13 protein-coding genes are annotated in these 13,253 nt (G+C 60.5%); 6 read left to right on the top strand and 7 right to left on the bottom strand.

Features of this window, described 5'->3' with window-relative positions:
* Positions 1-50 precede the first annotated feature (50 nt).
* The 3 genes from JJQ51_RS14440 to JJQ51_RS14430 all read left to right on the top strand — a co-directional run bounded on the left by JJQ51_RS14440 (position 51) and on the right by JJQ51_RS14430 (position 2,592).
* Entirely contained in the window at positions 51-1,271 is a 1,221-nt protein-coding gene (locus JJQ51_RS14440) for a helix-turn-helix domain-containing protein (protein WP_113350737.1), read from the top strand.
* 48 nt (positions 1,272-1,319) lie between these two features.
* Positions 1,320-1,952: a Vgb family protein gene (locus JJQ51_RS14435; RefSeq protein WP_113350738.1), complete on the top strand. Its 633-nt coding sequence runs from the start codon at positions 1,320-1,322 to the stop codon at positions 1,950-1,952.
* Positions 1,953-2,310: 358 nt separating this feature from the next.
* A complete protein-coding gene (locus JJQ51_RS14430; RefSeq protein WP_113351051.1) occupies positions 2,311-2,592 on the top strand; it encodes a hypothetical protein in 282 nt (93 codons plus the stop codon).
* 131 nt (positions 2,593-2,723) lie between these two features.
* Here JJQ51_RS14430 and JJQ51_RS14425 read toward each other — a convergent pair whose 3' ends face one another.
* Complete coding sequence (locus tag JJQ51_RS14425) at positions 2,724-4,049, bottom strand: MFS transporter (protein ID WP_113350739.1); 1,326 nt, start codon at positions 4,047-4,049, stop codon at positions 2,724-2,726.
* A 360-nt stretch (positions 4,050-4,409) separates the two neighbouring features.
* Entirely contained in the window at positions 4,410-5,006 is a 597-nt protein-coding gene (locus tag JJQ51_RS32920; RefSeq protein ID WP_442966500.1) for a hypothetical protein, read from the bottom strand.
* 33 nt (positions 5,007-5,039) lie between these two features.
* On the opposite strand from JJQ51_RS32920, the gene JJQ51_RS14415 reads away from it, so the two are divergent.
* Both JJQ51_RS14415 and JJQ51_RS14410 read left to right on the top strand, forming a co-directional pair.
* Entirely contained in the window at positions 5,040-6,155 is a 1,116-nt protein-coding gene (locus JJQ51_RS14415) for a sensor histidine kinase (protein ID WP_246661171.1), read from the top strand.
* Positions 6,152-7,456 (top strand): sigma-54-dependent transcriptional regulator, encoded by a 1,305-nt coding sequence (locus JJQ51_RS14410; RefSeq protein ID WP_145634852.1) that lies wholly within the window; start codon positions 6,152-6,154, stop codon positions 7,454-7,456. The genes JJQ51_RS14415 and JJQ51_RS14410 overlap by 4 nt, the downstream gene beginning before the upstream one ends.
* 560 nt (positions 7,457-8,016) lie before the next feature.
* Here JJQ51_RS14410 and JJQ51_RS14405 read toward each other — a convergent pair.
* Both JJQ51_RS14405 and JJQ51_RS14400 read right to left on the bottom strand, forming a co-directional pair.
* Complete coding sequence (locus JJQ51_RS14405; RefSeq protein ID WP_145634871.1) at positions 8,017-9,597, bottom strand: DHA2 family efflux MFS transporter permease subunit; 1,581 nt, start codon at positions 9,595-9,597, stop codon at positions 8,017-8,019.
* A 32-nt stretch (positions 9,598-9,629) separates the two neighbouring features.
* Positions 9,630-10,829: an HlyD family secretion protein gene (locus JJQ51_RS14400; RefSeq protein WP_145634848.1), complete on the bottom strand. Its 1,200-nt coding sequence runs from the start codon at positions 10,827-10,829 to the stop codon at positions 9,630-9,632.
* A gap of 122 nt (positions 10,830-10,951) precedes the next feature.
* Between JJQ51_RS14400 and JJQ51_RS14395 the strand changes: the two genes are divergently transcribed.
* Positions 10,952-11,608, top strand: coding sequence for a TetR/AcrR family transcriptional regulator (locus JJQ51_RS14395; protein WP_145634845.1), 657 nt, complete (start codon positions 10,952-10,954; stop codon positions 11,606-11,608).
* Positions 11,609-11,664: 56 nt separating this feature from the next.
* Here the strand turns inward: JJQ51_RS14395 and copC are convergent, their stop codons facing one another.
* The 3 genes from copC to JJQ51_RS14380 form a co-directional block, all read right to left on the bottom strand.
* Positions 11,665-12,033 (bottom strand): copper homeostasis periplasmic binding protein CopC, encoded by a 369-nt coding sequence (copC, locus tag JJQ51_RS14390; RefSeq protein WP_145634842.1) that lies wholly within the window; start codon positions 12,031-12,033, stop codon positions 11,665-11,667.
* Between the two features lie 136 nt (positions 12,034-12,169).
* Complete coding sequence (locus JJQ51_RS14385; protein ID WP_145634839.1) at positions 12,170-12,766, bottom strand: SCO family protein; 597 nt, start codon at positions 12,764-12,766, stop codon at positions 12,170-12,172.
* A complete protein-coding gene (locus JJQ51_RS14380; RefSeq protein ID WP_145634835.1) occupies positions 12,756-13,235 on the bottom strand; it encodes a copper chaperone PCu(A)C in 480 nt (159 codons plus the stop codon). Before JJQ51_RS14380 ends, JJQ51_RS14385 begins: the two co-directional genes overlap by 11 nt.
* Positions 13,236-13,253: the final 18 nt, after the last annotated feature.

Here is a 13,253-nt window from a genome sequence, read left to right as displayed (position 1 = left end):
TTACGGCTGGAGTGCGAAGGGGTGGGAGTTACAAGTGTGACGGGATTTCGATGGACTCGCTGATCGTCGCGGCCGCCCAGGCGCTTGCTGCCGGAGATGTGCTGGGGGCCTTGAAGCGCGTCGCACTGCGCGACGATGCTCCGGCGCTGGCCCTTCGCGGCATTGCCATGGCCCAGCTCGGCGATCTCGCCCGCGCCAAGACCCTTCTGAAGAGTGCCGCGCGCGCCTTCGGTCCGCGCGAGGCCGTGGCCCGCGCCCGCTGCGTGGTGGCCGAAGCCGAGATCGCCCTTGTCTCGCGCGACCTTGGCTGGCCCGAGAAAGCGCTGGAGACGGCACGGGCCGTTCTCGAAAAACATGGCGATCAAATCAACGCTGCCCATGCCCGCAATCTGCAGATACGGCGTCTGCTGCTGGTCGGTCATCTGGACGAGGCCGAACGGCTGCTGGCAAAACTCGATGCGTCGCCGCTGCCGCCCGCTGCAAAGGCGAGCCATGAACTGGCGGTTGCCGGCATCGCCATCCGCCGCCTGCGCATTCAGCCGGCACGCGCCGCTCTGGCGCGCGCCGAGGAAGCGGCCGGCAAAGCGGGAATCCCCGCGCTTATGGTCGAGGTCCGCGATGCGGCGCGCGCGCTCGATGAGCCGGCGGCACGCCTGTTTGTGCAGGGGCGGGAAAAGCTGTTGTCGCTTGACGAAGTCGAGACGCTTCTGGCGTCCGATACCTTGGTTGTCGATGCCTGCCGCAATGTCGTGCGCAGCGATGGAGACATTATCTCGCTTGCGAGCCGGCCGGTGCTCTTTGCCCTGGCACGCGCGCTGGCCGAGGCGGCACCCGACGATGCGCCGCGGGAGCTGCTGCTTTCCCGGGCATTTCGCGCCCGTCACGCCGACGAATCCCATCGGGCCAGACTGAGGGTTGAGATTGGCAGGCTTCGCGCCGCCCTAGAGCCGCTTGCCGATATCAATGCGACACAGCACGGTTTCGCGCTGACGCCGCGAGGAAAGCGAGATGTCGTGGTGCTGGTGCCGCCTGTCGAAGTCGAGAATGCCTCGCTGCTTGCCCTGCTGTCGGATGGAGAATCCTGGTCGAGTTCGGCGCTATCTATCGCGCTCGCGATAAGTCCGCGCACGGTGCAGCGCGCGCTCGACGCACTTGCCGCGGATGGGATGGTGCAGGGCGTCGGCAAAGGCCGGGCTCGCCGCTGGATGATGCCGCCGGTTCTTGACTTCCCGTCAACATTGTTACTCCCGGGACCACTGCCGAGCGACTAAGCTTTTGCATCATCGACACTCAACCAATCCCGACTGGAGGATGCATCCATGAAAAAATCCCAAGCGGAAATCATTCGCGAATATGGCCCCTTCGACAATGCGCCGCGTGTAAACGGCGTCACTTTCGACGGGCAGCACGTCTGGTTCGCCTCCGGCGACAAGCTGCATGCCCTGAACCCGGAAAGCGGGGAGCAGGTGCGCACGATCGACGTCGCCTCGCACGCTGGCACCGCTTTCGACGGCCACAATCTCTATCAGATCGCCGAGGACAAGATTCATAAGGTCGACCCTGGAACGGGCAATATTCTCTCCACCATTCCCGCACCGGGCAATGGCGGCGATTCAGGTCTCGCCTGGAGCGACGGCAGTCTGTGGGTGGGGCAGCATCGCGGCCGCAAGATCTACGAGATAGACCCGGAGACCGGCGCCATCCGCCGAACCATCGAATCCAACCGTATCGTCACCGGCGTGACATGGGTGGATGGCGAGCTATGGCACGGCACCTGGGAGGGTGACGAAAGCGATGTCCGCCGCGTCGATCCGGTGACTGGCGAAGTTTTGGAGCGGCTCGAAATGCCGGAGGGTACCGGCGTTTCGGGGCTGGAATCCGATGGCAAGGACCGTTTCTATGCCGGTGGCGGCGGCAGCGGCAAAGTGCGAGCAATCCGCCGTCCGCGCTGAGTGGCGGCAACGAAGACGTCTTGCGCCTGGAATCGGTCGATCGATCCCAGGCGCTCGGTTTTGGAAAGAGTTGACTTACGTCTCCGGCTTGAAAGATCGTATCCCGATCACGACCGGATAGCGCGACTTTGAAGTTCGACGAGCCATAAACGGAGCTCGGGCTAGATCCTGCGATCGCCATCTCACGCATTTTGAACCAACCGCAATGCCATGCGTTTCCAACATGGAAGCCATGCCTTGCCGGTTTCCGCTTTCATTGCCATATTTCACTTACCAACCGCATTTCAATCATTCCAAGTTGCGAGCCGCGCCGATCCTGACGGATGTCGTGAATGGTCAGGCGCGCCAAGGAGAAGTCATGAGTGAGATCACGAAAAGTCTTGGCGAAATGAACTTGCAGGAGCGCGCCGATCTTATGGCGGCTGTCGCGGATGTACTGCAAGCCACCGCCGAAGAGGCCGAGGAGGATGGCGATGCGCTCGCCGTTACCAATTCGCTGTTCCTGGCATGTAATCTGCGCGGCTGTTCGTCCGATCTCGGGCTGAATGATCTCAAAGCCGCGGAACTGCTATTGGAGCAGGGGATCACCTTCATCCATCTGCTGAATGGGCGTAAGAAAGGTCGTGGGCTGCTGCATTGACGCAATAAATGGCCGGCCCGGCCGCATCCATCCGATTCAGGACGTACGGATGGATGCTTTGCGCGGTTTGCTTTCCCGTACCATCGGGCCGGCCTTCTCCGGCCGACATGACGACGGTTGGCGCGATCGCCTCAATCTTCCTGAATGGCGCTGTCTTTGGCCGTATCCCGCATGAAGAGATAGACGATGAGCGAAATGCCGATCATCGCGGTCACGTACCAATAGAAACCCTGTTCCCAGCCGCTGCTCTTGAATTTCAACGCCACGAATTCGGCTGTGCCGCCGAAGAGTGTGTTGGCCAGCGCATAGGGCAATGCGACGCCGAGAGCCCGGATATGAGCAGGAAACAGTTCCGCCTTCACGACGGCATTGATCGATGTGTAGCCGGTGACGATGACCAGTGCGCCCATGACGAGCAACCCGGCGAGGAATGGATCCCTCGTGGTTTCGAGCGCCGAGAAGATCGGATAGGTAAACAGCATACCGCAGAGACCGAAACCGATCATCAGCGGCTTGCGGCCGATCTTGTCGGAGAGGCCACCTGCAATCGGCTGCAGCAGCATGAAAATGAACAGCGTGATTGCGTTTATCTCGCTCGACGTTTCCCGGCTGAACCCCGAGGTGTTGACCAGGAATTTCTGCATGTAGATCGAATAGGCGTAGAAGGCGAGCGTGCCGCCAGCCGTGAGCAGCATGACGAGCGCGGTTTCCTTGGGGTGCCGGGTGATGAGCATCCAGAAGCCGGATTTCTGTGTATCGCTTGCGCGTGCATTCTTGAAGCTTTCGGTTTCTGCCAGGCCGCGGCGCAGCCAGAAGACCACGACTGCAAGCGCTGCTCCCATGAAAAAGGGAATGCGCCATCCCCAGGCATTCAGCGCTTCCGTCGTCATCGCGGCCTGCAACAGGATCAACAGTGCAATGGCAAGAAGCTGACCTGAGATCAGCGTGACATACTGAAAGGACGAGAAGAAACCGCGACGCTGGCGACCGGCCATCTCGGAGAGGTACGTCGCGGAGGCGCCATATTCGCCGCCGACCGACAGGCCTTGCATTAGGCGGGCGAGAACCAGAAGTGCCGGTGCCAGCACGCCGATGGTCTCATATCCCGGCGTCAGCGCGATAATTAGCGACCCCGCACACATCAGCGTCACCGAAAGGGCGAGGCCGGCTTTGCGGCCCTTGCGGTCGGCATAGAGCCCCATGATCCAGGCGCCGATCGGCCGCATGACGAAGCCGACGGCAAAGACAGCTGCCGAATTCAACAGCTGCGCCGTCTGGTCGCCGGCGGGGAAGAAATGCGGTGCGAAATAGAGCGCGAATGCAGCATAGACATACCAGTCGAACCATTCGACCAGATTGCCGGTGGAACCGCCGATGATCGATTTCAGGCGTTGACGCCGCGCGGCTCCTTCGGTCGCCGCCGTCGTCGTGATGGTATCTTCTAATGTATTCAGCATTGTTCCTCTCCTCCCGTTCTCACTTCGGATCGTCGTTACGCGGCGATGGCGCAGCAAACGACAGGTTTGTCAGGAGAGCCCTATGCATTTGGGCGGCTGGCGGTCGGCCATTTAAGGCGCCGTCGGCAATACCGTAGCCCGACCCCGTAGCCGACTGTTCTGCGTATTGAAGGTCCACTCTCCCAGTGATCCTATTGATAAGTGGGGAAAACGCGAGGTGCGAGATTTTAGGAGAGGTCAGGATATTCTATTGATATAACTCACTTTTCCTCGGACGTACTGCCGATTGCAGGGATATGATGCGCAAGATTTTGCATGACTAATTCGGAGTTTGTGCAATATTCTGCACATATGAGGGGATCAAGTCTGAAGCGAATTGTGCTGTTGGTGGTGGCCAGTTTGGCCGCTGCTGCGGCCATTTGGTGTTCGGCCCTTTTGCTTGCGCGTCAGGATGCGCTTAGGCGGCTGGATGCGGAGGCGAACGGGCTCGCGGTCCAGCACATTCGCCTGCTTGACAGTGAGCTCGCGCGATTTCGGCTTCTTCCAATCGTGCTTGGCGAATATCGTGATCTTGGCGAGGCGCTCGCGAGCCCCACGACGGACGCTGCCCGGCGGCTTGATGAAAAGCTTGGTTTCCTGGCGCGGGAAACCGGCGCCTATATCATCTATCTCGTCGATCAGAAGGGACTTGTCATTTCCGCGTCGAATGCGGGGACCGAAGATAGTTTCGTTGGCAAGAACTTCAGCTTCCGCCCCTATTTTTCCGAGGCGCTGAAAGACGGCACGGCGGAATATTACGGCGCTGGAGCCATAAGCGGCCGGCCGGGTCTGTTTTTGGCCCGCAGGGTCGGCGATGCTGCCGCTCCGGTCGGAGTCGTCGTAGTCAAATTCGAGTTCGATGCGGTATCCCGAATCTGGGCGAACGATCCCGGAAAAACGTTTGTCGTTGACGAACATCAGATCATCCTCGCCGCGTCCGAGCCGTCACAGGTGCTGACGACGCTTGCACCTCTATCGTCCGAAGTCCGGGTTGGCATCGCCGCAAGCGGCCAATATCGCGACGCCGCCCTTGGGCAGGGAAATTATCTTGCCGAGGATGCCGGTCGCATACGCGGTCCACGAGGTCGGATCATGATCGCTGCCGAGCAGCCGGTGGGCGGGACACATTTGCGTCTCCTGCATCTTCTCGATACCCGTGCGGCGCTGCAGGAGGCACAGGCGCGCGCCTGGCTGCTGGCGTTACCCGTCATCGTCGGTTTGGCCGTCGTTGTTGCTGCGATCTGGTGGCGGATGACCCGGGCGGCCAGGGCAGCGGCTGATCGGCGAGCGCTTGAGGAGGCCGTCGCCGCACGCACGGCCGAGCTGCACGAGGAGATGGCTGAACGTGCGCGCGCCGAGGACCGATATCGCGATGCTCGGGAGGAACTTGCCCAGGCGAACCGGCTTGCTTCTGTCGGTTCGATCACGGCGGGGTTGATGCATGAAATAAACCAGCCTGTCGCGACCATCCGCACCCTTGCCGAGAATGCGCGCCACCATCTCGCGGCCAATCGTCTCGATCGCGTTGGCGCCAATCTCGATGCCGCGGTCGAGGTGACGGCGCGTATCGGGACGATTACGCAGGAGATGCGACGGTTTTCGCGCAGGGGGCGACGCGCAGCAGCAGCGGAACCGCTCGATGCCATCATTGCGGGCGCCTTGCTGCTGGTGGGGAATCGATTTCGCAAAGCCGGCGTGCGGCTGGATCTGCCGGCGAAAGGGCTGCCGCATGTGCTTGCCGAGCGGGTGCGGCTGGAGCAGGTCATCGTCAATCTGCTGCAGAACGCTATCGATGCGGTTGCCGGTATCGAGGATCCGCATGTTGCGCTGCTCGTGGACGCCGCCGGAAAGGATATGGTGAAACTGACCGTCGCCGATAATGGCCCCGGCATCGATCCGGCATTGGCCAAGGAGATATTCCGCCCATTCATTACCGGCAAGCCCGATGGGCTCGGTCTTGGGCTCGGGATCGCGCAGGACATTATGAACGATCTCGGCGGATCGTTGACTATCGGTTCGTCGCCGCTCGGCGGCGCGGCATTCGTAATGACTATGAGGCGGGCATGACCCTGGAAGCGTCGCAGAAAATCCTTCTGGTCGAGGACGATGGTCCCTTCAATGCAGCGCTTACCGATTCCTTCGTCATAGCGGGCTTCGACGTGGAGACGCATGGTGATGGGCAATCTGCGTTGGCAAGTCTTGCAACCGCATTGCCCGGTGTGATCGTCAGCGATATCCGCCTGCCGCGCATCGATGGGCACGATTTGCTGGAAGCCGTGCTGGCGCGCGATCCGGATTTGCCCGTTATCCTGATGACCGGCCACGGCGATATCGCCATGGCGGTCGGCGCGCTGAAACAGGGCGCCTACGATTTCATTGCCAAGCCCTTTGCCACCGATCACCTGATCGCATCCGTGCGCCGGGCGCTGGAAACGCGCCGCCTGGTGCTGGAAAACCGGCGTTTGCGACAAGCAGCCGCAGAGGCGGAGGACGCAGCGCCGCTTCTCGGCCAGACGGCGGTCATGGCACGGTTGCGCGAGACGATCCGCCAGGTCGCAAATGCCGACGTGGATGTCCTGATCGAAGGCGAAACGGGGACCGGCAAGGAACTCGTGGCTCGGCTCATCCACCGCTGGAGCAGGCGGCGCGCCCGCAGCTTCGTCTCGGTCGATTGTGCCTCCCTGCCGGACGCGATCGCCGACGAGGTCCTGTTCGGAAACCGCGCCCGGCGCGGACGTATTGCCGAGGCAGATCGCGGCACGCTGTTTCTCGACGAGATTGATAGCATGTCCCCCATGCTGCAGGGACGGCTTCTGCGCGTTGCCGAGGAACGCGAGCTGCCTTCGGTGAGCGGCGAATCGACCCCTGTCGATCTTCGCATTGTCGCTGCGACGAAGAACGCTCCGCATGGCTCGGTGGCTGAAAACCGCGTTCGCGCCGATCTGCTCTATCGGTTGGAAACCGTGCGGATCCGTATTCCGCCCCTGCGGGAGCGCCGGGCTGATATCGGACTGTTGTTCAGCGCCTTCCTCGACGAGGCCGCCCGCCTGCACGGCGTGCCGCGTCCGCCCATCGATGCCGCGATGGAGGCGCGATTTCTAACCGACGACTGGCTGGGCAATGTCCGGGAGCTGCGCAATTATGCGATCCAAGTGGCGCTTGGCCTTGCCTCCGCTCGCAGCCAACCTTCCGTGGAGCTCGGCCTCTCCGATCAGATGGATCACTTCGAGGCAAACATTCTGCGGGCCACGCTGGAGAGATATGAGGGGGATATTTCCGAGGTTGCGCAGGCGCTCAAACTGCCGCGCCGAAGTCTCTATGCCCGTCTGCAACGCCACGGCATCAATCCATCGGCCTACCGTAAGTGAGATCAGTCGCAAGTCGAGAGTGAGAGGGCGAGTATAGTTTACTGCCTCAACTTGATGGCGTGATGCGTATTGAGTGTAATTTTCTCCATATCTGTATAGATGTGCGATGTATAAAATAGATTAACGATGAATTAATCATAATTATTCTGCGTAAAATAGAGAATAATTAATGCATGTTGAGATATTGTGGCTCGCCTGCATGATGCAGCAGTTAAATTAGAGAGCTATGATATGCTTGATTTGCCTAAATTGATGCAGCTATTACTATTTGCAGCCGTTATATTGTTATTTTTCCGCTGGGTCGTCGAGGACATGAACAGGTAGCCGCTTTCGGTGCCTGAAGAACCAGCGCCGCGCGATTTGCTTCTTCAGTTCACCGTTTCCCTGTCGTCCCGGCAAGACCGCTTGCGTCTCTATTCGGCAAACTGACGGGGACTGAACAATAGCGCCTGGGGTTTCCGGACGCCATTGAGGCGCATCGTATGATTGTCATGGTACAGACGCAGATCGCTCTTACCAGCTTCAGGCCATACGGTATCGCGTGCATAAACCCGCATGGTTCAGTGGGCACCTGCGCCGCCGCCGGCTTGGGGACGCTTGGTGAACAGCATGGTGATCGCTGCGATGGCAAGCACCACGCCGATGACGGCGAAGGTGTCGCTGAAGCCCATGATCAGCGCCTGTCTCTTGATGATCTGGCCGAGGGCGATGATCGCCTTCTGCTGGGCTGCCTGATGGTCCGAAACTCCATGCGACAGGAAGTAGCCGGTCATCTGGTCGATCCGCTCGCGAACCTCGTCACGGGCAAGGGTTACGGATTGGCCGATGATGTTGGAGTGGAACTGCTCGCGTTTGGTCAGGATAGTCCCAAGCGAGGCAGTGCCCACGGCGCCGCCGAGGTTGCGCAGCATGTTCGTCAGGCCCGAGGCCGCGGCAGCGTCCGCCGGAGCAATTCCTGCTGTCGTGATCGCGGTGACGGGCGTGATGACGAAGGCCTGGCCGATGGCGCGAACGATGTTCGGAATGAAGAACTGGTCTCCGGCATTGTCGGCCGAAAGCGTGACGTTCATGAAGCAGCTGAGCGCAAAGACTGCGATGCCGAAGAAGGCAAGCCAGCGCACATCGACGCGCTTCATCATCAATGGAACCAGAGGGATCAGCAGCAGCTGCGGCAACCCCGTCCAGGCAAGGACGTTGCCGATCTGCTCGGCATTGTACTTCTGCACCTGGCCCAGGTATTGCGGCAGGACATAGACCGTGCCGAACAGTGCGACGCCGACGAGGATATTCGCAAGCACGCCAAGCCCGAAATTCCTCTGCTTCAGCAGCCGCAATTTCACCAGCGGCTTCGAAACCTTCAGCTCGATGATAATGAAGAGCGTCAGGAACACCGCTGCGACGATGCTGAGCTTGACGATGAAGGGCGAGGAGAACCAGTCGTCCTTGTTGCCTTCCTCAAGCACGGTTTGCAGGGCCGACAGGCCGATCGCCATCGTCACGATGCCGGCCCAGTCGCCTTCGCGCAGCAATTTCAGCTGCATCGGCTGCTTGTCCAGCGTCAGGGCAAGCGCCACCACCATGATGGCGCTCGGGCCGGCATTGATGAAGAAGATGGTCTGCCAGCCATAATTCTCGGTCAGGTAGCCGCCGATCGTCGGGCCGATGGCCGGAGCGAAGGTGACCGACAGTGCGAAGATCGCCAGCCCCAAGGGCTGCTGCGGCTTCGGAAGCTTCGTCAGCACCATGGTGAAGGCCATCGGGATCAGCACGCCGCCGGCAAACCCCTGCAGGCCGCGAAGCACGATCATCGTTCCGAGATCGTGGGCAAAGGCGCAGGAGAGAGACAACAGCGGAAACAGTACCGAGTTCACCAGGATATAACGGCGAAACGAAAAGACGCTGCTGAGATAGGCGGTGAGCGGAATGACGACGATCTCGCCGATCAGATAGGAGGTCGAGATCCAGGCGCCATTATCAACTCCTGTGCCGATGCCCCCCTCGATATCGAGGAGGGAGGCATTGGTGATCTGGATGTTCAGGATCGCCATGAACGCGCCGATCATGCCGGCCAGCACTGCGATCCACTCTCTTGTCGATGCGCGCGGCTCTGCCGCTGTGGCCGGCATCGGACGGCCATTCATTTCAATCGTGGACATTGTGGGGACTCCCGCCGTCAGTTCCGCTGTGCGGCGTCTGCTTTGGTGTTTATGCTCGGCTCGACGGACATTCCCGGGCGAAGTTCACCGCTATTCATGGTCTGCGGGTCAAGCGCGATCCTGACTGGAATGCGCTGGACGACCTTGGTGAAGTTGCCGGTCGCATTGTCCGGCGGCAGTAGGGCGAATTCCTGTCCGCTCGCCGGCGCAAGGCTGTCGACATGACCATGGAAGACCTTGCCGGGGAACATGTCGACTTCGATATCGACGGGTTGGCCGGCATGCACGTTCGTCAGCTGCGTCTCCTTGTAATTGGCGACGACATAGGCCTGGTCGGTGGGCACGAGCGACATCAGCTGCGTTCCCGCCTGGACATATTGGCCGATGCGCAGCGTACGGTTGCCGACGGTGCCGTCGACGGGAGCCATGATGGTCGTATAGGAAAGGTTCAGCTCGGCCTGATGCTGGACGGCCTGGCTTTTCTGCAGGGCGGCGGTTGCCTGTGCGATCTGGGCTTTCAGAAGTGCGACCTGTTTGACGGCGCCTTCCAGCGTTGCGGTATCCCGGACGATGGAGGCCTGCGCCGCGGCGATCTGCGATGCGGCCTGCTGCGCGGTCTGCACGGCCGCATAGCCGTTGGAGGCGAGGCTGGCGTAGCGCTTGTTGTTCTGCTCTGCGAAGGTTTCGTTGGCCTTGTCCACATCCAGCGTTGCGCGGGCCGCGGCGATCGTCGACTGCTGAATATCCAATGAAGCCTGCTCGGCCTCTATGGTCGCCAAAGCCGCGGCGACATCGGCCCTTGCCTGGTCGAGTGCGGCCCGGAAGTCACGGTCGTCGATGCGGGCGAGCGGCTGGCCGGCCTTTACTGTCTCATTGTCCTTGACCAGCACTTCCGCCAGATAGCCTGAGATCTTCGGGGCGATCGAGCTGTTGTCGGCCTGGACATAGGCGTCGTCGGTCGACACCTCGAAACGGCCGTTCTGCCAATAGTCGTGCCCGTAATAGCCCACGGCGGCGATAATGGCGATCGCGCCCACGCCATACATCAGCCGGCGCGGTGTCTTGCTGCGCCTTGCTGCAGCATTGCCGCCCACCTGGCCCTGCGGTGCCTCCGGTCGGGGCTCGGCTGTTATCCCTTCCTTGGCTTTCGCCTTAACAGTCCCCTGCGCCTCGCTGGAAGCGCCTTCGGACGTTACGATATGCAGATTGTTAGCCATGTACTTGCTCCTGACAGCGGTCGCTGCCGGGCAGGGGTAGCGGCCAAGTTCATTTTAGAAACTTGATATTTTCCAAAATAAGCACTATAAAATCCAAGTCAACCGGATTTTGGAAAATATATATGGTCCTAAATCAAAAAGCCACGAAACGACCACGAGGACGGCCGCAGATCCGCTGTGATGACGACACCAAGGCGATCGTGCTTTCGTCCGCGCGCAAGCGTTTTCTGGAGGCAGGCTATGCCGCTGCATGCGTCAACGACATCGCGCAGGATGCGGGAGTATCGACCAAAACAGTCTATCGGCTGTTTGAAAGCAAGGGCGAGATCTTCAATGCCGTGATTACGGATCGCATCGCGCGCTTCAACGTCGAAGTGGATCAGGGCTTGCTCAGGCACACGGATCTGCATCATGGGCTGGAACAGATCCTGATTGCCTACGGCCGTCTGGCACTGGACCCGGAAACCATCGCGATCAATCGTCTGGCCGTAGCCGAGGCCGATCGCTTTCCCGAAATCGCGGCCTCCTTTTACGAGCGGGCGATCAAGGCATCGAGCGTGGTTTTCGAGGTCTGGCTGCGCAGCCAGCACGATAAGGGAGCGATTAGAATTGCCAATATCCCCCTCGCGGCCGGCTTCCTCAGGGGTATGATGACCATGGAGCCGCAGCGGGCTGTCATGCTGGGCCAGCGCCAGGCTCCTGACGACGAGGAAATAAGAACCCGCGCGACCGAATGCGCGGCGATCTTCCTGCAGGGCTGCATTTCCGGCTCGGCTTGAGCCGGAAATGGAAGGGCGAAGGGTGTCCGCGCAATTGCGGGCAGCCTTCGGGCCGGTCAAGGCGCAATGGTGAAACTGTAGCTCCCGTTGGTCTTGTGGCCGTCCGTGGAGAGCGCATGCCATTCGACCGTGTACTTGCCGGCTGGCAGTTTGTCGGTCACGGGCACCATCAGCGTGGTGCCGCTGTTCATCAGCATGCCTTCTCCGGTCTTTACGCTCGCCTTGTTGGGGCCGGTGACCTTGACGCCGCTGAATTTCAGATTGAGGCCTTCCGAGAAGGTTAGGTCGAGTTCGGATGGTGCGGTTTTGACTGTGCCGTCGGCTGCCGGAACGGCCGACTTCAGATGGGCGTGTGCCATGGCCTGGCTGGCAAAGGCGATGCTGATGACGCCGGCAGCGAAGAGCAATTTCTTGATCGGGGGCATTTGGTTTCCTCATCCTGTTGATGATCCGCGGAAGGTCTGCGGATCGTGTGATGGCGATCGCTCGATCGCCGATATCCGCTACGGGCAGAGCCGGACGGAATTTCGATTTTCCCGATGGTGCTTACGCGCCACGGAATTAATCCTGCCGCAGCAGATTTCGGATCTTCTGCAGCGCGACATCGTTGTTTTCCTGATAGGCGATGGTGCCCCTGAGATTGCCGCCGGCATCGACGAGCAGCACGGAGGCGGTATGATCCATGGTGTATCCACCGTCCGGGCTCGGCACTTTCTTGGCATAGATGCGCCAGCCCTTGATGGCCTTCTGCATTTCGGTGGGATCACCCGTGATCCCGGTGATGCGGTCGGTAAAATTGCCCGTGTAGCTATGCATGATCTCCGGCGTGTCGCGCTCCGGGTCGACGGTGAAGAAATAGGCTTTCAGCCCATCGGCCTGCGGTCCGAGCGTCTTGAACCAGCCCGCCATGTCGTAGAGCGTTGTCGGGCAGACGTCGGGGCAATGCGTATAGCCGAAATAGACGAGCGAGGGATGGCCCGACAGGGCCTTTTCGGTGATGGGCTCACCGCGATCGTCCGTGAGCGTGAAGGCTGTGCTGTGACTGCCCGTGGCCTGCACCTCAGGAACCATGAGGAACGTCGCGTAGCCGATCACACCCGCACCGGCGGCAAGCGTAAGGGCGACGGCGGTTGCAACGAAACGTCGTCTATTTGACATGGGCCGTCTCCTTGTTCGCCACTATCGATCCCACAGGGAAATCGACGTCGACCGAGCCGGCCTTTTCGAATTTGAGCGTTGCCCTCACCGTCTGGCCCTGAAGGAAGGGCTCGGCAACCTTCATGAACATGACGTGATAGCCGCCGGGTTTGAGTTCGACGGTCTGGCCCGCCGGTATCGGCAGGCCGCCGGCAAGCTCGCGCATGATCATGACGTCGTTGTCCATCTTCATCTCGTGAATCTGGACTGTCGCGGCGCGCGGTGAACTCGCAGCCACCAGCCGGTCGTCGGTGCCGCCCGTATTCGTGATGGTCATATAACCGCCACCGACGGGAGCTCCCGGCACCATGGCGCGAGCATAGGGCGCGGAAATGGTGAGGTTGCCGATTTTGACATCCTCGGCAAAGACGAGGGAGGAAGACAGGAATGCCAGCCCGAAAGCGGCAAGGGCAAAAATCTGTTTCAGCATGATCGATATCCTTGATCC

It is taken from the genome of Rhizobium sp. AG207R, from assembly GCF_027109195.1.
Classification (GTDB): domain Bacteria; phylum Pseudomonadota; class Alphaproteobacteria; order Rhizobiales; family Rhizobiaceae; genus Rhizobium; species Rhizobium dioscoreae.
Note: the sequence above shows the minus strand (reverse complement) of the source record. Positions and strands in the feature narration are given on the sequence as shown.